This window comes from Streptococcus sanguinis, assembly GCF_008329445.1.
Classification (GTDB): Bacteria; Bacillota; Bacilli; order Lactobacillales; family Streptococcaceae; genus Streptococcus; species Streptococcus sanguinis_O.
Map to the genome: position 1 here is coordinate 323,200 of NZ_VIBR01000003.1, position 25,050 is coordinate 348,249.

The 25,050-nt window shown below is 44.5% G+C and carries 26 protein-coding genes and 1 other RNA gene; 22 read left to right on the forward strand and 5 right to left on the reverse strand.

Going from position 1 to position 25,050, the window contains the following annotated elements; all coding sequences use genetic code 11:
* The first annotated feature begins 162 nt into the window (after positions 1–162).
* From FKX92_RS08540 to FKX92_RS08560, 5 genes are read left to right on the forward strand one after another with little or no spacing between them, the layout of a single operon-like run.
* Positions 163–924 (forward strand): elongation factor Tu, encoded by a 762-nt coding sequence (locus FKX92_RS08540; protein WP_149566080.1) that lies wholly within the window; start codon positions 163–165, stop codon positions 922–924.
* A gap of 19 nt (positions 925–943) precedes the next feature.
* Positions 944–1,861: a glycine--tRNA ligase subunit alpha gene (gene glyQ, locus FKX92_RS08545; protein WP_125378601.1), complete on the forward strand. Its 918-nt coding sequence runs from the start codon at positions 944–946 to the stop codon at positions 1,859–1,861.
* Entirely contained in the window at positions 1,861–2,229 is a 369-nt protein-coding gene (locus tag FKX92_RS08550; protein WP_149566081.1) for a hypothetical protein, read from the forward strand. Before glyQ ends, FKX92_RS08550 begins: the two co-directional genes overlap by 1 nt.
* A gap of 2 nt (positions 2,230–2,231) precedes the next feature.
* Complete coding sequence (gene glyS / locus FKX92_RS08555) at positions 2,232–4,271, forward strand: glycine--tRNA ligase subunit beta (protein ID WP_149566082.1); 2,040 nt, start codon at positions 2,232–2,234, stop codon at positions 4,269–4,271.
* A 22-nt stretch (positions 4,272–4,293) separates the two neighbouring features.
* Positions 4,294–4,551 (forward strand): DUF896 family protein, encoded by a 258-nt coding sequence (locus FKX92_RS08560; protein WP_004189791.1) that lies wholly within the window; start codon positions 4,294–4,296, stop codon positions 4,549–4,551.
* Positions 4,552–4,610: 59 nt separating this feature from the next.
* Here the strand turns inward: FKX92_RS08560 and FKX92_RS08565 are convergent, their stop codons facing one another.
* From FKX92_RS08565 to FKX92_RS08575, 3 genes are read right to left on the reverse strand one after another with little or no spacing between them, the layout of a single operon-like run.
* Positions 4,611–4,787: a hypothetical protein gene (locus tag FKX92_RS08565; protein WP_125346898.1), complete on the reverse strand. Its 177-nt coding sequence runs from the start codon at positions 4,785–4,787 to the stop codon at positions 4,611–4,613.
* Positions 4,784–5,326 (reverse strand): DUF3278 domain-containing protein, encoded by a 543-nt coding sequence (locus FKX92_RS08570; RefSeq protein WP_149566083.1) that lies wholly within the window; start codon positions 5,324–5,326, stop codon positions 4,784–4,786. Before FKX92_RS08570 ends, FKX92_RS08565 begins: the two co-directional genes overlap by 4 nt.
* A 47-nt stretch (positions 5,327–5,373) precedes the next feature.
* A complete protein-coding gene (locus FKX92_RS08575) occupies positions 5,374–5,589 on the reverse strand; it encodes a helix-turn-helix transcriptional regulator (protein ID WP_002916318.1) in 216 nt (71 codons plus the stop codon).
* Positions 5,590–5,790: 201 nt separating this feature from the next.
* Between FKX92_RS08575 and rsmH the strand changes: the two genes are divergently transcribed.
* The 13 genes from rsmH to pepC all read left to right on the forward strand — a co-directional run bounded on the left by rsmH (position 5,791) and on the right by pepC (position 19,368).
* The gene (rsmH, locus tag FKX92_RS08580) at positions 5,791–6,741 is read left to right on the forward strand and encodes a 16S rRNA (cytosine(1402)-N(4))-methyltransferase RsmH (RefSeq protein ID WP_149566084.1); all 951 of its coding nucleotides are present in this window, start codon (positions 5,791–5,793) and stop codon (positions 6,739–6,741) included.
* A 7-nt stretch (positions 6,742–6,748) separates the two neighbouring features.
* A complete protein-coding gene (gene ftsL, locus FKX92_RS08585; protein ID WP_002893529.1) occupies positions 6,749–7,072 on the forward strand; it encodes a cell division protein FtsL in 324 nt (107 codons plus the stop codon).
* Positions 7,062–9,350, forward strand: coding sequence for a penicillin-binding protein PBP2X (pbp2x, locus tag FKX92_RS08590; RefSeq protein ID WP_149566085.1), 2,289 nt, complete (start codon positions 7,062–7,064; stop codon positions 9,348–9,350). Before ftsL ends, pbp2x begins: the two co-directional genes overlap by 11 nt.
* Before the next feature lies 1 nt (position 9,351).
* Positions 9,352–10,335 carry a phospho-N-acetylmuramoyl-pentapeptide-transferase gene (mraY, locus tag FKX92_RS08595; protein ID WP_149566086.1) on the forward strand — a complete coding sequence of 328 codons (984 nt, stop codon included), beginning with the start codon at positions 9,352–9,354 and terminating at the stop codon, positions 10,333–10,335.
* A 104-nt stretch (positions 10,336–10,439) separates the two neighbouring features.
* A complete protein-coding gene (locus FKX92_RS08600) occupies positions 10,440–11,783 on the forward strand; it encodes a DEAD/DEAH box helicase (protein WP_149566087.1) in 1,344 nt (447 codons plus the stop codon).
* Between the two features lie 246 nt (positions 11,784–12,029).
* Positions 12,030–12,839, forward strand: a complete 810-nt coding sequence (locus FKX92_RS08605; protein WP_002893524.1) for an amino acid ABC transporter permease — start codon at positions 12,030–12,032, stop codon at positions 12,837–12,839.
* Complete coding sequence (locus FKX92_RS08610; protein WP_002914276.1) at positions 12,839–13,582, forward strand: amino acid ABC transporter ATP-binding protein; 744 nt, start codon at positions 12,839–12,841, stop codon at positions 13,580–13,582. The genes FKX92_RS08605 and FKX92_RS08610 overlap by 1 nt, the downstream gene beginning before the upstream one ends.
* Before the next feature lie 171 nt (positions 13,583–13,753).
* On the forward strand, positions 13,754–13,978 hold the full coding sequence (locus tag FKX92_RS08615; RefSeq protein WP_002896945.1) for a DUF4059 family protein: 225 nt from the start codon (positions 13,754–13,756) through the stop codon (positions 13,976–13,978).
* 65 nt (positions 13,979–14,043) lie between these two features.
* Complete coding sequence (trxB, locus tag FKX92_RS08620; protein WP_002926539.1) at positions 14,044–14,958, forward strand: thioredoxin-disulfide reductase; 915 nt, start codon at positions 14,044–14,046, stop codon at positions 14,956–14,958.
* Positions 14,959–15,065: 107 nt separating this feature from the next.
* A complete protein-coding gene (locus tag FKX92_RS08625) occupies positions 15,066–16,526 on the forward strand; it encodes a nicotinate phosphoribosyltransferase (protein ID WP_149566088.1) in 1,461 nt (486 codons plus the stop codon).
* Entirely contained in the window at positions 16,523–17,347 is an 825-nt protein-coding gene (nadE, locus tag FKX92_RS08630) for an ammonia-dependent NAD(+) synthetase (protein WP_002918040.1), read from the forward strand. The genes FKX92_RS08625 and nadE overlap by 4 nt, the downstream gene beginning before the upstream one ends.
* A gap of 47 nt (positions 17,348–17,394) precedes the next feature.
* Positions 17,395–17,955: a GNAT family N-acetyltransferase gene (locus FKX92_RS08635; protein WP_125410728.1), complete on the forward strand. Its 561-nt coding sequence runs from the start codon at positions 17,395–17,397 to the stop codon at positions 17,953–17,955.
* Positions 17,956–18,033: 78 nt separating this feature from the next.
* Positions 18,034–19,368, forward strand: a complete 1,335-nt coding sequence (gene pepC, locus FKX92_RS08640) for an aminopeptidase C (protein ID WP_125408145.1) — start codon at positions 18,034–18,036, stop codon at positions 19,366–19,368.
* A 77-nt stretch (positions 19,369–19,445) separates the two neighbouring features.
* Here pepC and pbp1a read toward each other — a convergent pair whose 3' ends face one another.
* Together pbp1a and recU are read right to left on the reverse strand one after the other, a co-directional pair.
* The gene (gene pbp1a, locus FKX92_RS08645; RefSeq protein ID WP_125341608.1) at positions 19,446–21,584 is read right to left on the reverse strand and encodes a penicillin-binding protein PBP1A; all 2,139 of its coding nucleotides are present in this window, start codon (positions 21,582–21,584) and stop codon (positions 19,446–19,448) included.
* Positions 21,577–22,179, reverse strand: coding sequence for a Holliday junction resolvase RecU (recU, locus tag FKX92_RS08650; RefSeq protein WP_111675390.1), 603 nt, complete (start codon positions 22,177–22,179; stop codon positions 21,577–21,579). The genes pbp1a and recU overlap by 8 nt, the downstream gene beginning before the upstream one ends.
* A gap of 67 nt (positions 22,180–22,246) precedes the next feature.
* Between recU and FKX92_RS08655 the strand changes: the two genes are divergently transcribed.
* The 4 genes from FKX92_RS08655 (at position 22,247) to FKX92_RS08675 (ending at position 25,038) form a co-directional block, all read left to right on the forward strand.
* Positions 22,247–22,774: a DUF1273 domain-containing protein gene (locus FKX92_RS08655; RefSeq protein ID WP_002908159.1), complete on the forward strand. Its 528-nt coding sequence runs from the start codon at positions 22,247–22,249 to the stop codon at positions 22,772–22,774.
* A 71-nt stretch (positions 22,775–22,845) separates the two neighbouring features.
* Entirely contained in the window at positions 22,846–23,208 is a 363-nt protein-coding gene (gene gpsB / locus FKX92_RS08660) for a cell division regulator GpsB (RefSeq protein ID WP_149566089.1), read from the forward strand.
* Between the two features lie 22 nt (positions 23,209–23,230).
* Positions 23,231–23,598: RNase P RNA component class B (gene rnpB / locus FKX92_RS08665), an RNA gene on the forward strand.
* Between the two features lie 285 nt (positions 23,599–23,883).
* On the forward strand, positions 23,884–25,038 hold the full coding sequence (locus tag FKX92_RS08675) for a THUMP domain-containing class I SAM-dependent RNA methyltransferase (RefSeq protein WP_149566090.1): 1,155 nt from the start codon (positions 23,884–23,886) through the stop codon (positions 25,036–25,038).
* The last annotated feature ends 12 nt before the right edge of the window (positions 25,039–25,050 follow it).

Genomic DNA, 25,050 nt, shown 5'->3' on the forward strand with positions numbered 1-25,050 from the left:
TAGGGAAGCAGTGCAGATGGCGCTTTCGGTTATAATTTTTAAAGTAATGAAGTAATAAATTAGGGTGGAACCGCGTCTTGACGCCCCTAGGTGAAATAGCTTAGGAGTGTCGGATGTGGTTCTTTTGCGTACTGAGTCTATTGTTCGAAAGAAAGGAGATTCGTGGAGAACCTTTATCTTGTAAAAGACGAGAACCAATTAGCAGCTTTTCGAGATTTCGTCGTAAAGAATGCCGCAAGGTTGCAGGATTATCTAACATTTTTAAAAGACGAGTTTGCGGTTTATGACTTGCCGCAAGCCATCATTTGGTCCGATTTTGATTCTGCTACGCAGATCATTCGTGAAATTCCTGTGCCGGCCTATACAAATGATAAGCGGATGGTTATGACTCCCGAATTGACGGTTTGGAAAGATTTATATCTTCTTCAGTTGGAGAATTACGAGTCCTCTCACCAAACTCAAGCAATAGCAAACCACTATCAGTGTTTGTCAGGAAATTCCCTCTTGCAGATTGTGGGCCATGAGTTAGCTCATTGGTCGGAGCATTTTTTAGATGACTTTGATGGATACGGTGCCTATATCTGGTTTGAAGAAGGGATGGTTGAGTATATTAGCCGCAAGTATTTCTTTACAGATGAGGAATTTCGAGTGGAAAAAGCTTGTAATCAGTCTCTTGTTGAGCTCTTTCAGAAAAAGTACGGTTGGCACTCATTGAATGATTTCGGCTCTTCAACTTATCAAGGGAATTATGCTAGTATTTTTTACGAATACTGGCGCAGTTTTTTGACCGTCGACAAGCTAGTAGAAAATCTAGGCAGTGTGCAAGCGGTCTTTGATTCTTATCATCGGTGGGCAAACACAGATAAAACACTTCCCTTGTTGGATTGGTTCATAGAACAGAAAATAATAGACAAAGAAATATAAACAAATTAAGGAGTAACAAATGTCTAAGAAACTTACCTTTCAAGAAATAATTTTGACTTTACAGCAGTTCTGGAATGATCAGGGCTGTATGCTAATGCAGGCTTATGATAATGAGAAGGGGGCGGGAACGATGAGTCCCTATACCTTCCTGCGGGCTATTGGGCCAGAGCCTTGGAATGCGGCCTATGTAGAGCCGTCTCGCCGGCCAGCAGATGGCCGTTATGGGGAAAATCCGAACCGTCTTTACCAGCACCATCAATTTCAGGTGGTTATGAAGCCATCACCAAGCAATATCCAAGAACTTTACTTGCAGTCTTTGGAGCTCTTGGGCATCAATCCGCTGGAGCACGATATCCGCTTTGTTGAGGATAACTGGGAAAATCCGTCAACTGGCTCGGCTGGTCTGGGCTGGGAAGTCTGGCTGGATGGTATGGAAATCACTCAATTTACTTACTTCCAGCAGGTCGGAGGTCTACCAACTCAGCCGGTGACTGCTGAGGTGACTTATGGTCTGGAGCGTCTGGCTTCTTATATCCAAGAAGTGGACTCAGTCTACGACATTGAGTGGGCTGATGGCGTTAAGTACGGCGAAATTTTCACTCATCCTGAGTATGAGCATTCCAAGTACAGTTTTGAGGTCAGCGACCAAGACTTGCTCCTGGTGAATTTTGAAAAGTTTGAAGCAGAAGCTAAGCGCTGTCTGGACGAGCATCTGGTGCACCCAGCCTATGACTATGTTCTCAAATGCTCGCATACCTTTAACCTCTTGGATGCGCGTGGAGCCGTATCTGTGACAGAACGGGCTGGTTATATTGCCCGTATTCGTAATCTGGCGCGTGTTGTGGCCAAGACCTTTGTGGCTGAGCGCAAGCGTCTAGGCTATCCGCTTTTGGATGCAGAGACTCGCGAGAAACTCTTGGCAGAGGAGGGAGAATAATGATTACTACTGATAAATTTCCTAAATTTCCAGAGCCCTCAATTCCATTAATATTTGACATAGAGTTAGAAAAATTAGAAGGTAAAGTTGATCACGAAAGTCTTGATAAAAATTTAAAAGAGGAAAAAATGCCAAGGAAAATCCAAATTTATACTACATTCCCTCATATTACCAATAAAACAATCTCGTTTAAATGGTCAGTCTCTTCTCGTAATGATTGGGAAGCATGCAAAAAAAATCTTGAGAATTTAGAGGCTGAATATTTTTTTGTTCCCTATAAAAATGATAATCAGGAGGTATCAACTCCCACCTATACTTTAACTAAAATTATAAAAGTTATAGTACAACGCTGTGAGGAGGGAGTATAATCATGGTAAAAAATTTATTAGTTGAATTAGGCTTGGAGGAAATGCCAGCCTATGTCGTGACACCGAGCATGAAGCAGTTGCGCGACAAGATGGGAGCCTTCCTGACAGACCATCGTCTGACCTTTGAGAAAATTGAAATGTTCTCTACGCCTCGCCGTTTGGCGGTGCGCGTGGTTGGCTTGGCGGATAAGCAGTCTGATTTGACCGAAGATTTCAAAGGCCCTTCTAAGAAAATTGCTCTGGACGCTGACGACAACTTTACCAAGGCTGCAGAAGGCTTTGTTCGTGGCAAGGGATTGACAGTTGAGGACATTACTTTCCGCGAAATTAAGGGTGAGGAATACGTCTATGTAACCAAGGAAGAGGTCGGTCGTCCGGTAGAGGAGATTATCCCAGCGGTGACGGAAGTTCTGCAAGCTTTGACCTTCCCTGTCAGCATGCACTGGGCCAACAACACCTTTGAATACATCCGCCCGGTCCACACCTTAACTGTACTCTTAGATGAGCGGGCCTTTGATTTGGATTTCTTGGACATCAAGAGCGGCCGTACTAGCCGTGGACACCGTTTCTTGGGGAAAGAAACAGAGATTGCTTCAGCAGATTCCTATGAAGACGATCTACGGGCTCAGTTTGTCATTGCCAATCCTCTTGAGCGGGGAGATATGATTGTCGAGCAGATTCGAGCACTGGAAGAGGAGCGCGGGGTTTCTATCGAGATTGACGAAGACTTGCTCAATGAAGTCTTGAATCTGGTAGAATATCCAACTGCTTTCCTAGGTAATTTTGATGCTAAATATTTAGAGGTGCCAGAAGAAGTTTTGGTGACTTCCATGAAAGAGCACCAGCGTTACTTTGTTGTGCGCGATAGTGAAGGCAAGCTTTTGCCACACTTCATCTCTGTCCGTAACGGAAATGCAGAGCATTTAGAAAATGTCATAAAAGGAAACGAAAAAGTCTTGGTAGCTCGTCTGGAAGATGGGGAATTCTTCTGGCGGGAAGACCAAAAACTAGCTATTGCCGACTTGGTTGACAAACTGAGCAATGTGACCTTCCATGAAAAAATTGGCTCTCTGGCAGAGCACATGGAGCGGACTGGTAAGATTGTTGCTCTCTTGGCGCAAGAAGCAGGATTGGATGCTGATGAGGCAGCTGATTTGGCTCGCGCAGCGGCTATTTATAAGTTTGACCTGCTGACTGGCATGGTTGGTGAATTTGATGAGCTGCAAGGTATCATGGGTGAGAAGTATGCTCTTCTGGCTGATGAGAATGCTGCGGTAGCAGCTGCTATTCGGGAGCACTATATGCCGACTTCAGCTGATGGCGAATTGCCTGATACCAAGGTCGGAGCGGTCTTGGCGCTGGCTGATAAGCTGGACACCATTCTGTCCTTCTTCTCAGTTGGCTTGATTCCGAGCGGTTCCAATGACCCTTATGCTTTGCGCCGTGCGACTCAGGGGGTTGTGCGTATCTTGGACAAGTTTGGCTGGAACATCGACTTGGCTCAGCTTCTTGGTCGACTTTACGAACTCAAGTTTGATAGTCTAAGCTATGACAATCAAGAGGCCGTGCTGGACTTCTTCCGTGCTCGTGTTGAGAAAATGATGGATCGAGGCATTCCCAAAGACATCGTGACGGCTGTTCTTCAAAGCACTAACTTTGTCGTACGCGATTTGGTAGAAACAGCTGCACTCCTAGCAGAAAAAGCTCAGGAAGACAACTTCAAGTCAGCAGTCGAAAGCCTGTCTCGGGTCTTTAATCTAGCTGAGAAAGCCCAAGGGCAGACAGCTGTCAATCCAGCACTCTTTGAAAATCAAGAGGAAAAAGACTTGGCAGCTGCTATTGAAGAAGTGGAGCTGACGCCTGACTTAGCTGCCAATCTGGACCAACTCTTTACACTCAGTCCAGTTATCGATGCTTTCTTTGACCATACCATGGTCATGGCTGAAGATGAGACTGTACGTAATAATCGTCTAGCTCTTCTGGCGTCTTTGACGGCTAAAGCGGGACAGTTGGCGCAGTTTAATCAGATTAATACCAAATAAAAGGTAAGAGAGAGGTAGAATCATGGATCCTAAAAAAATTGAACGTATCAATGAACTGGCTAAAAAGAAAAAAGCTGAAGGTCTAACTGCTGAGGAAAAAGTGGAACAAGCCAAGCTTCGTGAAGAGTACATCGAAGGCTACCGTCGTTCTGTTCGCCATCACATCGAAGGCATTAAGATTGTTGATGAGGATGGCAATGATGTGACGCCTGAAAAATTGCGTCAAGTTCAGCGCGAGAAAGGCCTTCACGGCCGTAGTCTGGATGACCCAGAGTCTTAAGTAAAAATATAAAAAAATCCCTCGCTAGGAAGCTAGAAAGTTCCTGTCGAGGGATTCTTTTATTCTTGTTTACGTTTTTTCAAAATACGGAGAGCTACATAGATGCAGCTAGCGATGATTGCTACATCCAGCCAGAAAATCCAAGGCTCCGTGATACGGAAAAAGAAATAAGCAGCGATGGCAGTAATGAGGGACAGAATCCCTAGATCCATTTTTTCTTTGAGATTGAGTCTCATAGGTCTTCTTCCTCCTTTTTTTGTGCTTGACGAATCTTTCCTTTAGAAATAAAATGCATCATCAGTCCAAATCCAAGGCCTGCGGCTAATCCAGTTATAATGAGTTTAGGCTGAAGCAAAACTTGTAGGATATCTTTCTTTTCCATGACAGCTATCATGATGCCGAAGAGAGGGTAAAAGAGCAGCCAATAGGAGAAACCTGCTTTGAGACCAGCATGTTTCATAGCTTTTTCTTCTTTTTCATCCTGAAGTCCTAGCTCTAGGTCATCAATTCCTTTGCGCCGTGCTTGAATGACTATATAGACACAGAAGCCGAGGATAAGGATTTCCAGCAGGATAGGATAGGCAACAGCGATAATTTTGGGCCAGCGAAAGGCTAGGGGAAAGGCGATGGCATTGCCAAAAATCAGAATAAAGAAAAGCCAAATGAAGCCTATATTTCCTAGATGCTCAGCCTGTTGGCGCTTTTGCTCGTCCAAAGGTCCGGTAATGCCGTAAAATCGTTTGATCATCTTGTCTGAGAATGTTTCTTTTTTCATGTTTGAGTCCTTTCTTTAGGTATGAAATTTGCTACAGGGAAGAATTCTTAGTCCTCTGAATCTTCATCTGTCAGCTGGGGATCCCAAAAGAGGGCGTTGAGGTCAGTATCCAGCGCTCTAGCCAGATTGATACAGAGCTCGAGGGTGGGGTTGTATTTGTTATTTTCAATCATATTGATAGTTTGCCGCGATACCCCGATAGATTTGGCCAACTCTAGCTGAGACATCTTTTTTTCTTTTCGAAATTCTTTGACACGATTCATTACACCCTTCCTTTCTAATACTATAACTGATAACTTTCAGCAAGTTTGTCAGTTATATTTGACTTTTATTTTATGCTAGTATAATACTTTTTAGAAAAAGTGTCAAGTATATCTGACAAAAAAATTTTAAAAAGGATTTCATCCGCTTACTTTTTCTTTTAAATTTTTTTTTGCTTTTGAATGTGATATAATAAGTAAGATATGACAAACGAATTTCATCACATTACGGTTCTTCTTCATGAAACGGTTGACCAGTTGGCGGTTAAGCCTGACGGCATCTATATCGATGCGACCCTTGGCGGTGCTGGTCACAGCGAATATCTTTTGAGCCAGCTCGGAGATGAGGGGCATCTTTATGCTTTTGATCAGGACCAGACGGCTATTGACAATGCTAAAAAGCGTTTGGCTCCTTATGTAGAGCGGGGGATGGTGACCTTTATCAAGGACAATTTCCGCCACCTCAAGAGCCGTTTGCAAGAAGCCGGTGTGGAAGAAATTGATGGAATTTGTTATGATTTAGGCGTTTCCAGCCCACAGCTGGATCAGCGTGAGCGTGGTTTTTCCTATAAACAGGATGCGCCTTTGGATATGCGCATGAACCGCGAGGCTGCCTTGACAGCTTTTGATGTTGTCAATCATTATAGCTATCAGGATTTAGTACGAATCTTTTTTAAATACGGCGAAGATAAGTTTTCTAAGCAGATTGCTCGCAAGATTGAGCAGGCTAGAAGTATCAAGCCTATTGAAACAACGACAGAATTGGCTGAAATTATCAAGTCAGCTAAGCCAGCTAAGGAGCTGAAGAAGAAAGGCCACCCGGCCAAGCAGATTTTTCAAGCTATTCGGATTGAAGTCAATGATGAATTGGGCGCAGCGGATGAGTCCATTCAGCAGGCCATTGATCTGCTAGCGGTGGACGGCCGGATTGCGGTCATTACTTTTCATTCGCTGGAAGACCGTTTGACCAAGCAGCTTTTCAAGGAGGCGTCGACAGTGGATGTTCCCAAAGGCTTGCCCTTTATACCTGATGAGCTGCAGCCTAAGCTGGAGCTGGTCAGCCGCAAACCAATTTTACCAAGCAAAGAAGAATTAGAAAGCAATAACCGGGCTCATTCCGCCAAGCTGCGCGTGGCCCGTAAGATACACAAGTGAGGAAGAAATGTCAGAAAAAAGACCAAACCCGCTTCAAGATCAGATGCGAAAATTTTCCCGAGTTGAGAAGGCTTTTTACGGCTCTATCGTTTTGACTGCCATTATTTTAGCAGTCAGCATCGTCTTTATGCAGACCAAGCTATTGCAGGTGGATCGGGATTTGACGGAAGTCAATACACAGATTGAAGCGGAGCAGACAGAACTGGCCGACATCAAGCAGGAAGTCAATGAACTGACCCGCTATGAAAGGCTGTCCCAGCTGGCCAGCTCTCAGGATATGAAACTCCAGAAGGGAAATCGTAAAACAGTGAGTTCAACGGATGAAGAATAGAATTTTTGAAAGAATTAAAAAATACGCCCTGAAAAATAGGCAAACCCCTGAATACAATCGGCGGCAAGTGGGAAAGAGCATGAGCATCTTAGCTATCTTTCTCTTTTTCGTTTTCTTGATTAATTTTGCCATCATTATCGGGACAGACCAGAAGTTCGGTGTTAATCTATCAAAGGGTGCAGAAGTGGTCCATCAAAAGACGGTCACAGTCGCTGCTCGGCGGGGAACAATCTATGACCGAAATGGAGTTCCCATTGCAGAGGATGCCACGACTTATAATGTCTATGCCATTATTGACAAGAGTTACAAGTCAGCTACCGGCAAGATTCTCTACGTAGAAGAATCCCAGTATGATAAGGTGGCAGAGATTTTCAATCAATACCTAGAGCTGGACAAGGACTACGTCAAAACCCAGCTGTCTCAGAAAAATCTCAAGCAGGTTTCCTTCGGGGCACAGGGTAATGGCATTACCTACAGTAATATGAATGCCATGCGGGAAGCCTTTGAAGCTGCTGGTATTGAAGGAATTGACTTTACTACTAGTCCCAACCGCAGTTATAGTAACGGTGTCTTTGCCTCCCAGTTTATCGGTCTTGCCCAGCTGCAGGAGGATAAGGAAGGCAATAAGACGCTGAAAGGGACTTCTGGCATGGAGCAGGCACTGGATAGGATTCTTGCTGGTCAGAATGGGGTTGTGACCTATGAAAAAGACCGAAATGGTAATGTTGTACCTGGCTCAGAAAAGGTCTCTGTACAAGCAGAAGACGGCAAGGACGTCTATACAACGCTGTCGGCTGATTTGCAAACCTACCTGGAAACACGTATGAACGCTTTCCAGGAAAAAGTCAAAGGTAAGTTTGTCAATGCGACCTTGGTCAGTGCTAAGACCGGTGAAATCCTAGCCACTTCTCAAAGGCCGACCTATAATGCAGATACCAAGGAAGGCTTGAATGAGAAAAATCTGGGCAACTGGAACACCATGCTTTACCAAGGCCAGTATGAGCCTGGATCTACTATGAAGGTTATGACCCTGGCTTCAGCTATTGAAAATGGTAGCTTTAATCCTCATGATACTTTTGACAGTAGAGAGTACAAGGTTATGGATGCGACCATTCGAGACTGGAACGTCAACATGGGGATTTCAGAAGGGGAAACCCTGACCTTTGCCCAAGGATTTACCTATTCCAGTAACGTCGGTATGACTATCCTGGAGCAGAAAATGGGCAATGACAAGTGGCTGGACTACTTGAGTAAGTTTAAGTTTGGTCTGCCGACTAGTTTTGGTATGGGTAATGAAACCTATGGCTCCTTGCCAGGTGATAACTATGTAACTATTGCCATGAGTTCTTTCGGTCAAGGGATTGGTGTGACCCAGGTGCAGATGCTGCGCGCCTTCTCGTCCGTTGCCAATGATGGTGTCATGGTTGAGCCTAAGTTTATCAATGCTATCCATGATCCTAAAACCAATACAGCTCGTAAGACTGCGACGGAAATTATCGGAAATCCTGTCTCAGAAAAAGTAGCTCAAACCACTCGGGATTATATGGTTCAAGTCGGAACAGACCCCTACAAAGGAACCCTGAATGTCGGTGGCGAGCCTGTTATTCAAGTGGCTGGTCAGAATGTAGCTGTTAAGTCAGGGACCGCTCAGATCGCTTCTGAAAATGGTTATCTAGAGGGTGAGAATGACAATATCTATTCAGTTGTTGTCATGACGCCGGCAGAAAATCCTGAATTTATCATGTATGTGACAGTTCAGCAGCCTGAGGAAAAATTCCAGCCTATATTCTGGCAGGAAGTGGTCAATCCGGTCTTGGAAGAAGCTGTCGCTCTCAAAGACAGTCTTAATCTGACGACAGAGACAACTCCAGCTCTTGAAACAGTCACTGAAGAAACCAGCTATAAAATGCCATCACTGGAAGATCTGACCAAGCAACTAGGTCTGAAACATCAAGTCAGTCCTGACGGTCTGGCAGATGAATTGCGTCGCAACCTAGTCCAACCAATTGTGCTGGGAACAGGTGGCAAGATTAAAAAAGTATCTGTCAAAGAGGGCAAGAATCTCAAGGCCAATCAGCAGATTTTGATCTTGTCAGATGATTTAGAAAGTCTGCCCGATATGTACGGCTGGACCAAGGGCAATGTTGAACGTTTTGCGAAGTGGCAGGGCATTGAAGTCACTTTCAAAGGAGAGGGCTCCAAGGTCGTCAAGCAGAGCGAGAAGACCAATACTTCGCTGAAAAATCTCAAGAAAATAACAATTACAATGGGAGACTAATATGCTTATTGCTCTTATTGCAGGAATCGTAACTTTTATCCTAACTATCATCGGCATTCCTGCCTTTATTCGTTTTTACCATAAGGCTCGTATCACAGGTCAACAGATGCACGAAGATGTCAAGCAGCATCAGGCCAAGGCCGGAACACCAACCATGGGTGGTACTGTCTTTCTCTTGACATCCGTTTTGGCCAGCTTTGTTATCGGTCTGTTTTCGCATCAGCTGTCCAACGGCCTCATCATGATTCTTTTTATCTTGGTCCTGTACGGTGTTGTTGGATTTTTAGACGACTTCCTCAAGGTGTTTCGTAAGATCAACGAGGGTCTAAATCCCAAGCAGAAACTGTTTTTGCAGCTGGTTGGCGGAGTTGTCTTTTACTTCTTTTATAATCAGCACGGTGCAGGTGACCAGCTGAATGTCTTCACCGTTCCTGTCCAGATAGGCTTCCTCTATGTCTTTTTCGTCCTTTTTTGGCTGATTGGCTTCTCCAATGCTGTCAATCTGACGGATGGAATTGATGGTTTGGCCAGCATTTCTGTAGTCATCAGCTTGGTGGCCTATGCTGTGATTGCTGTTGAGCAGAAGCGTTTTGATATTCTGATTATCATCATTAGCATGATTGGCGGCTTGCTAGGCTTCTTTGTTTTCAACCATAAGCCTGCTAAAATCTTCATGGGGGATGTGGGAAGCTTGGCTTTGGGCGGTATGCTGGCTGCTATCTCCATTTCCCTTCATCAAGAGTGGACTTTGCTCTTGATTGGTATCGTCTATGTATTTGAAACGACCTCAGTCATGATGCAGGTAACTTACTTTAAATTGACCGGTGGCAAGCGGATCTTCCGGATGACTCCGGTTCATCACCACTTTGAGTTGGGAGGCCTAACTGGCCACGGCAAGGAGTGGAGCGAATGGAAAGTCGATTTCTTCTTCTGGGGAATCGGTATCGTGGGTAGTCTCCTGACCCTAGCTATCCTATATCTATAGCAAGAAGCGAGTCTCTGGCTCGCTTTTCTGCTTCTTAGATTTGAGGGTAAGCAGGATGGTCAATTTTTTGGTATAATAGTTAGGATAATAGAATAGAGGACAAGATGAAATTTACAGAATTTAAGTTTAAAGATTATATTCAGGAAGCGCTCAGGGATTTGAACTTCGTTGAAGCGACTCCAGTCCAAGAGAAGCTGATTCCAGTGGTATTGTCAGGTCGGGATTTGGTCGGCGAGTCCAAGACAGGCTCTGGTAAGACCCACACGTTTTTGCTGCCGATCTTTCAAATGCTGGATGAGGAGGCAGACAGTGTGCAGGCTGTCATTACAGCCCCAAGTCGGGAGCTAGCAGCGCAGATTTATCAGGCTGCTCGCCAGTTAGCTAGTTTTTCTGAAAAAGAGATTCGGGTGGCCAACTATGTCGGTGGGACGGACAAGGCTCGTCAGATTGGAAAGTTAGAGTCTAGCCAGCCTCATATCGTCATCGGAACGCCTGGGCGGATTTATGACTTGGTAGAGTCTGGCGATTTGGCTATTCACAAGGCCAAGACCTTTGTCGTTGACGAGGCAGATATGACACTGGACATGGGCTTTTTGGCGACGGTTGATAAGATTGCGGGCCGGCTGCCAAAAGACCTGCAGTTTCTCGTTTTTTCAGCGACCATTCCACAGAAGCTTCAGCCTTTTTTGAAAAAATACCTGTCTAATCCAGTCATTGAGCAGATTAAGACCAAGACGGTCATTGCGGACACCATTGAAAACTGGCTTCTGTCAACCAAGGGGCGAGACAAGAATGCCCAGATTTATCAAATCAGTCAGCTCCTGCAGCCTTATCTGGCTATGATTTTTGTCAATACCAAGATGAGGGCAGATGAGCTACACAGCTATCTGACAGCTCAAGGGCTCAAAGTTGCTAAAATTCATGGAGATATTGCTCCGCGGGAGCGCAAGCGCATCATGAATCAGGTCAAGAATCTGGATTTTGAGTATATTGTCGCTACTGACTTGGCTGCGCGGGGAATTGATATCGAAGGTGTCAGCCATGTTATCAATGATGCCATTCCTCAGGACTTGTCTTTCTTTGTCCATCGGGTAGGTCGAACCGGCCGTAATGGTCTTCACGGTACAGCCATTACCCTCTACCAGCCGAGTGATGACTCAGAAATTCGTGAACTGGAAAAGATGGGGATCAAATTCACTCCCAAGATGATAAAGGATGATGAGTTTCAGGATACCTATGACCGAGACCGTCGTGCCAATCGGGAAAAGAGCCGGGAGAAGCTGGACACGGAAATGCTGGGGCTGGTCAAGAAGAAAAAGAAAAAAATCAAACCAGGTTACAAGAAAAAAATCCAGTGGGCAGTGAACGAAAAGCGCCGCAAAACTAAGCGAGCAGAGAATCGTGCACGTGGCCGGGCAGAGCGTAAGGCTAAGCGTCAAAGCTTTTAGTGATATACTTTTCTTATCGCTGTGATAAGAAAAATATATTAGTCTTTATGAGATAGATATGATAGACTAGTGAAACTAGTCTATTTTTATATTGGGCTTAGTGTGACTTATTTGATATTAAGGAACACGAGATTTGCACTAGCTACTCATGTTTTGACTGCTAAAAGACAATAAAAGCGAAGCAAATTCTTTGTTTTGTTCCAGAATTGTGTTAAAATATTTCATTATCAAGAAAAGGAAGTAATAATGGTGGTTACAACTTATCTTCTGACAACTGGTTGGTATGAGGAGTTCCTCAAGTTCATTCCAGATGGTAAATTATTTAGTTTAAGGGCTGTTTTTGAGGCCATTCCGGGCATTTTGCAAAATCTGCCAATCACCCTTCTCTTGACAGCGGGTGGTGCAGTCTTTGGTATTCTGCTTGCCATGGTTTTTGCTATCGTCAAGATTAATCGGGTTAAAGTCCTGTATCCGATTCAGGCTTTCTTTGTCAGCTTTCTGAGAGGAACACCGCTGCTGGTCCAGCTCATGCTGACCTATTTTGGGATTCCTTTATTGCTCAAGGCCATCAATCAGAAGTATGGCACAAGCTTTAATATCAACGAGATTCCAGCGTCTGTCTTTGCGATTGTTGCCTTTGCTTTCAACGAAGCGGCTTATGCCAGTGAGACCATCCGGGCAGCAATTTTGTCCGTAGATCCGGGAGAAATCGAGGCTGCTCGCAGCTTAGGAATGACCAACAAGCAGGTTTATATGCGTGTCATTATCCCCAATGCAGCAGTAGTCGCGACACCTAGTCTGATTAATTCCCTGATTGGCTTGACCAAGGGAACATCTCTGGCTTTTAGTGCTGGTGTAGTGGAAATTTTTGCCAAGGCACAGGCTATCGCGGGGGCAGATTACCGTTACTTTGAGCGTTTTATCTCGGTGTCGCTGATTTATTGGGCAGTCAATATTCTCATTGAGCAACTTGGCCGCTGGATCGAAAAGATGATGGATATCAAGCAGCCGGATAAATTTGAATCGCTTCAGCAAGCAGAAGGAGAAGGAATCTGATGATTAATATTTCACATTTAAGTAAGACTTTTTCAGGTCAAAAGGTTCTGGATGATCTCAGTTTGGACATTCAAAAAGGCGAAGTGGTAGCTTTGATTGGCTCTTCGGGTGCTGGGAAATCAACCTTTCTCCGCAGTCTCAACTATCTGGAACAGCCTGATAGCGGAAAGATTACTATTGACGGCTTCAAAGTGGATTTTTCAAGGATTTCCAAAGATGAGATTTTGCTGCTGCGCCGCAAGCTAGCCATGGTTTTTCAGCAGTTTAACCTCTTTTCCCGTCGGACGGCTCTGGAAAATGTCAAGGAAGGTCTGTTGGTAGTTAAGAAACTGTCAGACCAAGAAGCGACTAAGATAGCCAAAGAAGAGTTAGCAAAAGTTGGCTTGTCAGACCGAGAAACTCACTATCCTAGACATTTGTCAGGCGGTCAGAAGCAGCGGGTAGCCTTAGCAAGGGCTTTGGCTATGAAGCCAGATGTTCTTTTACTAGACGAGCCGACCTCAGCCTTGGACCCTGAGTTGGTCGGAGAAGTAGAGAAATCGATCGCTGATGCAGCCAAGTCTGGCCAGACCATGATTCTGGTCAGTCATGATATGTCCTTTGTCGCTCAGGTTGCGGATAGAGTACTCTTTTTGGACAAGGGGAAAATCATAGAGTCTGGGACACCAGATAAGATTATCCATCATCCAAAGGAAGAAAGAACCAAGGAGTTTTTTGCTAGTTACAAACGGACCTATATTTGATATAATAGAGACAGTGAAGGCTCAGTTGGCTAGACCAGCTGAGTTTGTTTTCAGTCTTAGCATACTGTGGAGCAGACTTTCTTATCTAGTTGGTGTTTTATGCTGACAGCTAGATTTGGAGTTGTTCCCTTTCTTTGCACTATGAGGCTGATTGACCTTTGAGGAGTTGACATGTTAGATCAAATATTTGCACTTTATATCGAGAGCTTGATTTATACTGCAGTCGGTGTAGGGATCATTGCGGGTTTATGGATTGGACTGCGGATGATTCGCCGCAAGGACAAGACAGCCAAGGAGCGCCAGAGCCATCTGTACGATGTCCTTCTGATTGTCATTATGACGATTCCAGTCCTGTCTTTTGCGACGTTGGGCCTGCTCATTGTCCTAAAAGCTTAAATGCTTGTAAAACTGTAGAAAAGTTGTTAGAATAATTCTAGTTACAACAAGGAGAAAGAAGAGTTATGTACGATACAATTATTATTGGAGCTGGGCCTGCCGGCATGACCGCTGCCCTCTATGCAGCCCGCAGCAACCTAAAAGTTGCCCTGCTGGAGCGTGGTATTCCTGGTGGTCAGATGAACAATACTGCTGACATTGAAAACTATCCAGGCTATGCTAATATCAGCGGTCCTGAGCTAGCAGAGAAAATGTTTGAGCCTCTTGAGAATCTAGGGGTTGAACATTTATTTGGCCTAGTAGAAAAAATTGAAGACCGAGGTGATTTCAAGGAAATCATCACAGAGGATGAGCGTTTTGAAGCTAAAACAGTCATCATTGCTTCTGGTGCCAATCATCGTCATCTGGGGGTTCCTGGCGAGGAAGACTACAACAGCCGCGGGGTTTCTTACTGCGCGGTCTGTGATGGCGCATTTTTCCGTGATGAAGACCTGCTGGTTGTCGGTGGTGGCGACTCAGCGGTAGAGGAAGCTATTTTCCTGACGCGCTTTGCAAAAAGTGTGACCATTGTTCACCGTCGTGATGAGCTACGAGCACAAAAGGTGCTGCAGGATCGCGCCTTTGCCAACGAAAAGATTCGCTTTGTCTGGGATTCTGTGGTGGAAAGTATCCATGGTGATGAACGTAAGGTGACTGGTGTAACTTTCAAGAATGTCAAGACAGGTGAGGTTAGTCAGGCAGAGTTTGGCGGTATCTTTATCTATGTTGGCCTAGATCCAGTTAGTGAATTTGCTGCGGACTTGGGCATCACTGATGAGGCTGGCTGGATTCTGACGGATCATCAGATGAAGACATCTGTAGCTGGCATCTACGCTGTTGGTGATGTTCGCCAGAAAGACCTGCGCCAGATTACGACAGCTGTTGGCGATGGTGCCATTGCCAGTCAGGAAGCCTACAAATACCTTACAGAGCAAGCATAAAAATATAAGCTAAGCAAGTGTGTCTATTCAAGTGAGTTGACAGGATTTGCTTAGCTTTTTTGGAATTATGATATAATATAAGGTATCTAGCATAAAGGAGCAAGAAGATGTACCCAGATGATAGTTTAACGCTGCACACTGATTTGTACCAAATCAACATGATGCAGGTTTATTTCAAGCAAAATATTCACAACAAGCATGCAGTTTTTGAAGTTTTTTTCCGTAAGAATCCTTTTAATAACGGCTACGCTGTCTTTGCGGGCTTAGAAAGAATTATTTCCTATCTCAATAATCTGACGTTCAGCCAGAGCGATTTAGATTATTTGCAAACCTTGGGCTATCATGGAGAGTTTCTGGATTATTTGCGAAATCTCAAGATGAGCTTGACAGTAAGATCTGTTCAGGAAGGTGATTTGGTTTTTGCCAATGAGCCAATCGTGCAGGTGGAAGGCCCTCTAGCTCAGTGTCAGCTGGTTGAGACTGCCCTGCTCAATATCGTTAATTTTCAGACCCTGATTGCCACTAAGGCAGCCCGTATCCGCTCTGTTATCGAAGATGAGCCACTGATGGAGTTCGGTACGCGCCGGGCCCAGGAAATGGATGCTGCTATTTGGGGGACTAGGGCAGCGGTGATTGGCGGAGCGAACGGCACCAGCAATGTCCGGGCTGGCAAGCTCTTTGATATTCCAGTCTTGGGAACGCATGCCCATGCTCTCGTTCAAGTCTATGGAAATGATTATGAAGCCTTTAAAGCTTACGCTGAGACTCATCATAACTGTGTTTTCCTAGTAGATACCTATGATACATTGCGCCTAGGTGTTCCGGCAGCCATTCGGGTGGCGCGTGAGCTAGGAGACAAGATTAAGTTTCTGGGTGTCCGCATTGATTCGGGAGACCTTGCTTATATTTCTAAGAAAGTTCGGCAGCAATTAGATGAAGCTGGCTTCCCAGATGCTAAGATCTATGCGTCCAATGATCTGGATGAAAATACCATTCTCAACTTGAAAATGCAAAAGGCCAAGATAGATGTCTGGGGTGTGGGAACCAAGCTCATTACGGCCTACGACCAGCCGGCTTTAGGAGCAGTTTATAAGATTGTTGCTATTGAAGATGAGACTGGAGAATTGCGCAATACCATCAAGCTGTCCAATAATGCTGAAAAGGTTTCGACCCCAGGCAAGAAGCAGGTTTGGCGTATTACCAGCCGCGAAAAAGAGAAGTCTGAGGGAGACTACATTACCTATGATGGCATTGATGTCAATAGCTTGGAAGAGCTGGAAATGTTCCATCCTACCTATACCTACATCAATAAAACGGTCAAAAATTTTGATGCCGTACCGCTTTTGGTGGATATTTTCCAAGAAGGAAATTTGGTCTATTCTCAGCCGAGCCTGACCGAGATTCAAGCCTATGCCCGTAAGGAATTTGATAAACTTTGGGACGAGTACAAACGAGTTCTCAATCCACAGGATTATCCAGTTGACCTGGCTCGAGATATCTGGCAGGATAAGATGGATTTGATTGACCAGATGCGCAAGAAAGCCTACCAGACAGGAGCAGAAAAATGAGTCTACAAGAAGAAATCATCGCTCAACTGGGCGTTAAACCAATCATTGATCCGGAGGAAGAAATCCGCAAGTCGGTGGATTTTCTCAAGGCCTATCTGAAAAAGCACCCTTTTTTGAAAAGTTATGTTTTGGGAATTTCTGGTGGTCAGGACTCAACCTTGGCTGGCCGCTTAGCTCAGCTGGCTGTAGAGGAAATGCGGGCTGAGACTGGGGATGATAGCTATTGCTTTATCGCAGTTCGTTTGCCTTACGGTATCCAAGCAGATGAAGATGATGCGCAAAAAGCTCTGGCTTTTATCCAGCCTGATGTCAGTCTGACAGTCAATATCAAGGAATCTGCTGATGCCATGACAAGGGCTGTGGAGGCAACGGGGACCAAAGTCTCTGATTTTAACAAGGGCAATATCAAGGCTCGCAGCCGTATGATTGCCCAGTATGCTTTGGCCGGTTCATACAGTGGAGCTGTCATTGGAACCGATCATGCAGCAGAAAATGTCACCGCCTTTTTCACCAAGTTTGGGGATGGCGGAGCAGATATCTTACCACTTTACCGTCTCAATAAGCGTCAAGGCAAGCAGCTTTTGGCCGCCTTGGGAGCGGATCCGGCTCTCTATGAAAAGGTGCCGACGGCTGATTTGGAAGAAGAAAAGCCTGGGATTGCGGATGAAGTCGCTCTGGGAGTGACCTATAATGAAATTGACGATTATCTCGAAGGCAAGTCCGTTTCAGCCAAAGCCCAAGAAACTATCGAATCTTGGTGGCATAAAGGCCAGCACAAACGCCATTTGCCGATTACGATTTTTGATGAATTTTGGAAGTGAAAATCTCTATTGAAACTTTTTAGTTTGAGCTAAGAAACGAGGAAGCTATGAAAAAGATAGGTACACAGTCCATTGAAACCAAACGTCTTTTGCTAAGACCTTTTCTGGAATCGGATGCTCAAGCTATGTACGACAACTGGGCTTCTCGTCCGGATAATTTGCTGCATGTGACCTGGTATGCTCACGAGAGTCCTGAAGTCACCCAACAATCCATTGCTCGCTGGGTTGAGAACTATCAAAACATGGATTTTTACAAGTGGGCCATCTGCCTGAAGGAAAAAACTGAACAAGTGATTGGTGATATTAGTGTGGTAGATAGAGATGAGGCAGTCAATGCTTGCGAGGTCGGTTATATTTTAAGTAAAGACTATTGGGGGCAAGGGCTGATGACAGAAGCTTTGAAGGCTGTTTTAATCTATCTCTTGCAAGACGCAGGATTCAATCGTGTCACAGCAAAATTTGTAACAGCCAATCCAGCTTCTGGGCGTGTCATGGCCAAAGCTGGCATGAGCTATGAAGGCTCTTTCCGTCAGGCTGTATTTCATAAAGGACAAGTCAAAGATTTTTCCGTCTATGGAATCCTAAGATCCGATTTAGAAAAAGGCTAGGACTCTTTTGTCCAGCCTTTTTACTTGCGCTCCTTTTTTAAAGTTCTATAATAGATGTATAATGACAAGGAGGATTCTATGCATTCGTTAGAACAAGATTTTACAGATAAGTTGTATGCTGCTTATGAGGCCAATCCCAAGTTTGCAGCAATGGAAAATGCTATCAGTCACAATGGCCTTTTGACTTCTTTGGAGAAGCGAAGCGCTGCCGTGGAAAATACACCAGTTTTTTCACTAGATCTCACGAAAGATAAGGTCAGTGACCAGAAAGCTTCAGGGCGCTGTTGGATGTTTGCAGCTCTTAATACCTTCCGCCACAAGATGATTGCGAACTTCCAATTGGAAGATTTTGAGCTATCTCAGGCCCATACCTTCTTTTGGGATAAATATGAAAAATCCAACTGGTTCTTAGAGCAGGTGCTGGCGACAGCTGACCAAGAATTGGCTAGTCGCAAGGTCAAGTTTCTCTTAGACACGCCTCAGCAGGATGGCGGTCAGTGGGATATGGTTGTTTCCCTCTTTGAGAAATATGGGGTCGTACCCAAGTCGGTCTATCCAGAGTCAATCTCTTCCAGTGACAGTCGCGAGCTCAATCAGATTCTCAATAAACTCCTGCGTCAAGATGCGCAGATTTTGCGAGAATTAAGAGCGGAAGGGGCAGAATCGGCTGAACTTCAAACTAAAAAAGAAGAACTCCTACAGGAAGTCTTTAACTTTCTAGCTATGAATTTAGGCTTGCCGCCTCGCCAGTTTGACTTTTCTTATCGCGATAAGGACAATCATTTCCATAGCGAGAGCGGATTGACACCTCTGACTTTCTATCAAAAATATGTCGATCTAAAGCTAGATGACTATGTCTCTATCATCAATGCGCCGACTGCAGACAAGCCTTATGGTAGGTCCTATACAGTTGAGATGCTGGGCAATGTCGTTGGCAGTAAGCCAGTCCGTTATTTGAATGTTGAAATGAATCGACTAAAAGAGCTGGCTATTGCGCAAATGCAGGCTGGTGAGACCGTTTGGTTTGGTTCGGATGTTGCTCAGTCTAGCAATCGTAAGGCTGGTGTTATGGTTGAGGGGATGCACGATTTCACTGCCAGCATGGATATTCGACTAACTCAGGACAAGGCTGGCCGCTTGGACTATAGCGAAAGCCTCATGACCCACGCCATGGTCTTGACAGGGGTAGACTTGGATGAAAATGGTAAGGATAAGAAATGGAAGGTCGAAAACTCTTGGGGTGAAAAGGTTGGTAACAAGGGCTATTTCGTAGCCTCTGACGCTTGGATGGACGAATATACCTATCAAATCGTCGTTCGTAAAGAATTTCTGACAGCCGCAGAATTAGCTGCTTATGAAGCAGAGCCACTTGTGCTAGCACCATGGGATCCCATGGGGGCTTTGGCAAAGTAAACTTTGATGAGAGAATAAGAAAAGAGTAAGAATAAAAAATTCTTACTCTTTTAGTTTGTATTCTAATCTTCGTAACCCTAGTCATTTCCACCGTCACCGGAAGATGAGTCATTGTGGCTAGAAGAGCTATTGTTTGAATCACCAGAATGCTCACTGGAAGCTGATGTGTCAGAGCTAGCTTCTGTACTGTAACTGCTATAGCTAGAATAGTTATAGTACTGCTGGTTATTGTAGTAACGGTTATAGCCAGTACCACTGTTGAGGTAGACATAAGAGCCACTGCGGTAGAGGCCATCTGGCATTTCCCAATCTTCTGAAGCAGAGCCATCTTGAGCTAGGTAGAGCATCATTTCGCGGTAGACATCTGTTGCTACCTTAACCCCGTCATCAAGGATAGGTGTCAGGCGGTTAGAGTAGCCTGTCCAAACAGCCATTGAATACTTAGGCGTGTAACCAACGAAGAGCTCGTCTGGTGTGACAATGCTAGAGTAGTAGTAAGGCTTGGTCAGCTTGGCTAATTCATCATCAGCATAGTTGGAGGTTCCGGTCTTACCGGCCTGATAAACCCCAGAAATAGCAGCGTTTGTACCTGTACCAGACTGCAAGACTGTTTTCATCATATCGGTCATCATGTAGGCTGTCGTTTCCTTCATAGCCTTGGAACCATTATTGGAGAAGGTCTTCTCGGTTCCGTCACTGAAGACGACGCGATTGACATACTGAGGCTTGTAATAAGTACCGCCATTGGCAAAAGCAGCATAAGCAGCAGCCATTTTTTCACTGCTGGCTCCGTACTCGTTGCCGGATTTGCTGGTATTACTTGAAATGGCATTAACATAGAACATTTCAGGATAGTTAATCCCAATACGATTTAGGAACTTGAGGGACTCATCCAGACCAACGGCTTCCAGCGTTTTCACGGCAGGAACGTTCCGGGATTCCTGAATCGCGTATTGAATGGTCATCCCGCCATAGTATTTCTTATCCCAGTTGTAAACTGGTGTGCTGGAATACGGGAAGTTATATGGAGCATCTGTGATAGGAGCAGCAGTTGAAGTATAGACTTCATTTTCAAGAGCTGGAGCATAATCGGTGATTGGTTTCATAGATGAACCGAAGTCACGGTTGGTTTCAACAGCTTGGTTGGTCCCAAAGGATACGTTGGTAGACTGGTGACGGGCACCGAGTTGGGCAATGACTTTACCAGTTTGGACATCCATAACTGTAGAGGCAACCTGCATTTCATCATCTGGATAAGCTACATAGTCTTCAGTATTGTAAATATCCCAGAGTTTCTGTTGAGCCTCTGTGTTGACGTTTGTATAGACTTCCATACCAGTTGTCAGGACATTATAACCAGTTTCTTCTTCAACCTGTTCAATTGCTTCTTTGATATAGTTATCCATGTAAGCGGGATAACTAGTGGAAGCTTTCAGGCTTTGAAGTCCATCGGTTACAGGTGTGTTTTTGGCTTGCTCATATTGTTCATCTGTGATGTATTTGAGATCATGCATTTCACGAAGTACCAGATTACGGCGATTGGTTGCAGCCTCTGGATGGGTGTAGGGGTCGTATTGATTCGGTGCCTGAGGCATACCTGCCAGCAGAGCCGTTTGGTGTAAGCTCAAATCTTTTAGGTCCTTGCCATAGTAGCTTCGGGCTGCTGTCTGCATACCGTAGTTACTGTTAGACATGTAGACTTTGTTGACATAATAGGTCAAGATTTGCTGCTTGGTCGCTTTACGCTCAAGCTGAGCGGCCAGCCAAGCTTCTTGGATTTTACGTGAAAGAGTCGCATCTGAAGAAGAAGTTGAGAAATAGGACAGCTTAATCAACTGCTGGGTCAGAGTTGATCCCCCTTGGCGACCTCCGCGGATGTTGCTAACAAGGGCACCTGCAATCCGAATAAAGTCCACCCCGCGGTGATTGAAGAAGCGATGGTCTTCGATGGCGACAATGGCGTTAACCAAATCCGTAGGAATTTCACTTGTTTCAGCATTGACCCGCTTTTCAGCGCCTAGGTCCGCAATCAAATTGTTATTGCTGTCAAAAATCTTACTGGATGTGGTTGCGATCAGGTCTTTTTCAGAAAGCTTGGGAGCCTTGACAGCATAGTAGGTAAATACCAAACAGCCAATCACGAATCCAATCATAAGCAGGGTTATAAGTGCACTTGCAAGATATTTTAAAGCCTGCATAAGAGTTTGTTTATTCATTTATAATACCACCTAGTAGTTTTTGTTCGATAATTTCAAGATAAGGAATGCTGGGAAGCTGCTGCATTTCAATCGGATAACCATGCTCTTGGATGTAAGTTAGAGGCATGGACTTCCCTCCCTTGTCGATCTTGTAAAACTCAATTAAATAAGAAGCGGGAAGCAGGTAAGTCTCCCTTAAGCTGGAAAAATGCAGTAAGACAAAGCAGATGCCCTTTTGCTCAAGGACTGCCTCCATGTGCTCAATCTGATGCGAATGAAAATTTTTCATGGGCATCGATTTTTTCTGTCGGGTTTCCTTGGCTTCAAAGTCAATATAATGGCCCTTGTAGACGCCAGAATAGTCTGTTGTGGAAGCTTGCCGAAAGTAAGCCTCTACAATCTTGGCTCGGCTACGGTGTGGATAATCAACCTTGACAATCTGAATGGGGGTGGGCTTTTTATGGATGACAGCGAGTCCTCTGCTAAGATAGTAGTTGTTGGATTCGTTGATCATCTTTTCAAAAGACATCCCACGGTTGGCAAAGTTAATCATGCCGGAAACCGGCCTATTGATACTGCTTTTTGCCTTTAGCTTATGCGGATAGTTGACCATAAAACTCCTTATTGGTACAATAGCATCACTCTATTATACCACAAAAAACTTTTTTAAGGGAGAATAAATGACCAGTCTACTAATTACAGGCTACAAAGCCTTTGAAATCGGTATTTCGACGGGAAAAGATATGAGAATAAACATCATAAAAGAAGCCGCTAAAAGGGACTTAATCCGTTTTTTGGAGGATGGAGTGGACTGGCTGGTTTTTATGGGCAATCTGGGCTTTGAGTCTTGGGTTTTGGAGCTTGTTGATGACCTAAAAAAGGACTATGAATTTCAGACGGCAACCATCTTTCTCTTTGAGAATCAAGGTGAAAATTGGAACGAAGCCAATCAAGCAAAATTAGCTGCTTTTAAGCAGACGGATTTCGTCAAGTATGCTTATCCGACCTATCAAAATCCCAGCCAGTTTCGTGATTACAATCAATTCATTATTCAAAATACGGACGGAGCCTACCTGTTTTACGATGAAGAACAGGAGACAAAACTGAAATATCTTTACCAAGAAATGAAAAAACAAGAACAATATTTTATCAAAAAATTAACATTTGATGACCTGAATGAAGTGGCCGAAAATTTTTCGGGAAATTAGATGATAAATCTTGATTTTTATAGTGCATTTTGTTTATAATTGAATATGATAAACTAGATTGGAGAGAGAAGATGACAAGTATTATTTTTACAGCAAAAGATATTTTTGATCAGGATTTTAAACGCGAAGTACGCGGCTATAGTAAGTCCGAAGTGGATGAGTTTTTGGATGATATTATCAAGGATTATGAGACTTATGCAGCCTTGGTAAAGGAGCTGCGTGAGGAGAATCGCCGTCTCAAGGAAGAGTTAGCTGCGAAGCCAGTTGAAAAAGCACCGGTTGAGCCGACTCAGCCTGTCCAATCAACACAAGCGACTCAGTCAACTGCAGAAAGCTTCCCTCAGATGACTTCTGCGACTAATTTTGATATCTTGAAGCGCTTGAACCGTCTTGAAAAGGAAGTATTCGGAAAACAAATTCTGGATCGTGAATAATGGTTCTTTTTAGAACAGTGCAATTTTTGGATAATCGCGTGGAAATTTTAGATTTTCATGAGGAAAGTCCATGCTAGCACTGGCTGTGATGCCGGTAGTGTTTGTGCTGGGCGAAGAAATAAGCCTAGGGACGGATTTTTCCGTTACGGCGACTGAAAAGGCTAAGTCTTTGGATATGTCTGATTAGGTCTGAAAGTGCCACAGTGACGTAGTTCTTTTGGAAACAGAAGAAGTGGAACGCGGTAAACCCCTCAAGCTAGCAACCCAAACTTTGGTCGGGGCATGGAGTGCGTGGAAGCGAACATAGCACTCTGACTGGAAACAGTAGACAGATGATTATCGAAGGAAATGGTACCTAGTCATTTCCGGAACAAAACATGGCTTACAGAAAATTGCATATAGGCTGAGGCTGGGACGGCAAGTCCTGTCCTCTTTAAATTTTATAATAGAATAGCAAGAGAGTGGCTGAGCGCTCTATTCTCTGCCAAGTTCAACTAGCTGTTGCTTCATTTGTCTGATGGATATTTCAAGGAATGAGCTAGCTGATAAATGGTAGCGAAACCTTCTCAGCCCAAAATTTAAAAAGGGAGAGTGAGGAAAATCGATGTGACGAAATCACGATTTTTGTCTCACTCCCTTTGTTTGTATAGATTGGAATCCATTAAAAAAGCCAATATGAAAGAAAAATTTAATTTAATTGCGACCGCAGCGGCAGGGCTAGAAGCTGTCGTCGGCCGTGAAATCAGAGAGCTGGGACTTGATTGTCAGGTCGAAAATGGCCGGGTTCGCTTTGAGGGTGATGTCAGTTCCATTATTCAAACCAATCTCTGGTTGCGCGCGGCCGATCGGATTAAGATTGTAGTTGGCAGTTTTCCAGCCAAGACTTTTGAAGAGCTCTTTCAGGGAGTTTTTGCTCTGGATTGGGAGAATTATCTACCGCTGGGAGCTAAATTTCCTATTTCCAAGGCCAAATGTGTCAAGTCAAAACTTCACAATGAGCCTAGTGTTCAGGCTATTTCTAAAAAGGCAGTTGTCAAGAAGCTGCAGAAGCATTATGCACGTCCGGAAGGGGTGCCCCTGCAGGAAAATGGAGCTGAGTTTAGGATAGAGGTTTCTATTCTAAAAGATGTAGCGACGGTCATGATTGATACAACAGGGTCTAGCCTCTTCAAACGTGGCTATCGTGTCGATAAAGGCGGTGCACCGATTAAGGAAAATATGGCAGCGGCCATTTTACTCCTGTCCAATTGGTATCCAGATAAGCCTTTGATAGACCCGACTTGCGGCTCTGGTACTTTTTGTATCGAGGCAGCCATGATCGGGATGAAGATAGCGCCGGGACTCCATCGTTCCTTTGCCTTTGAAGACTGGAATTGGGTGGATAAAGACCTGGTAGCTCAGGCTCGCTCGACTGCACTCAGTCAGATTGATCAGACCATCCAGCTGGATATTTCTGGATCGGATATCGATGGCCGTATGGTAGAGCTAGCTCAAAAAAACGCTGAGCAAGCAGGAGTAGCAGAGCAGATTCACTTTAAGCAGATGCGTCTGCAGGATTTGCATACAGATAAGATTAATGGTGTGATTATCTCTAATCCGCCGTATGGGGAGCGCCTCCTAGATGATGAGGCTGTGACTCGTCTTTATCAGGAGATGGGAGAAACTTTTGCTCCGCTCAAAACCTGGAGCAAGTTTATCCTGACTAGCGATGAAGCTTTTGAAAGCAAATATGGTAGTCAGGCCGATAAAAAACGCAAACTTTATAATGGAACTTTAAAAGTTGATTTGTATCAGTATTTTGGCCAGCGGGTTAAACGTCAGTTAGATTAGAAAGGATTTGCC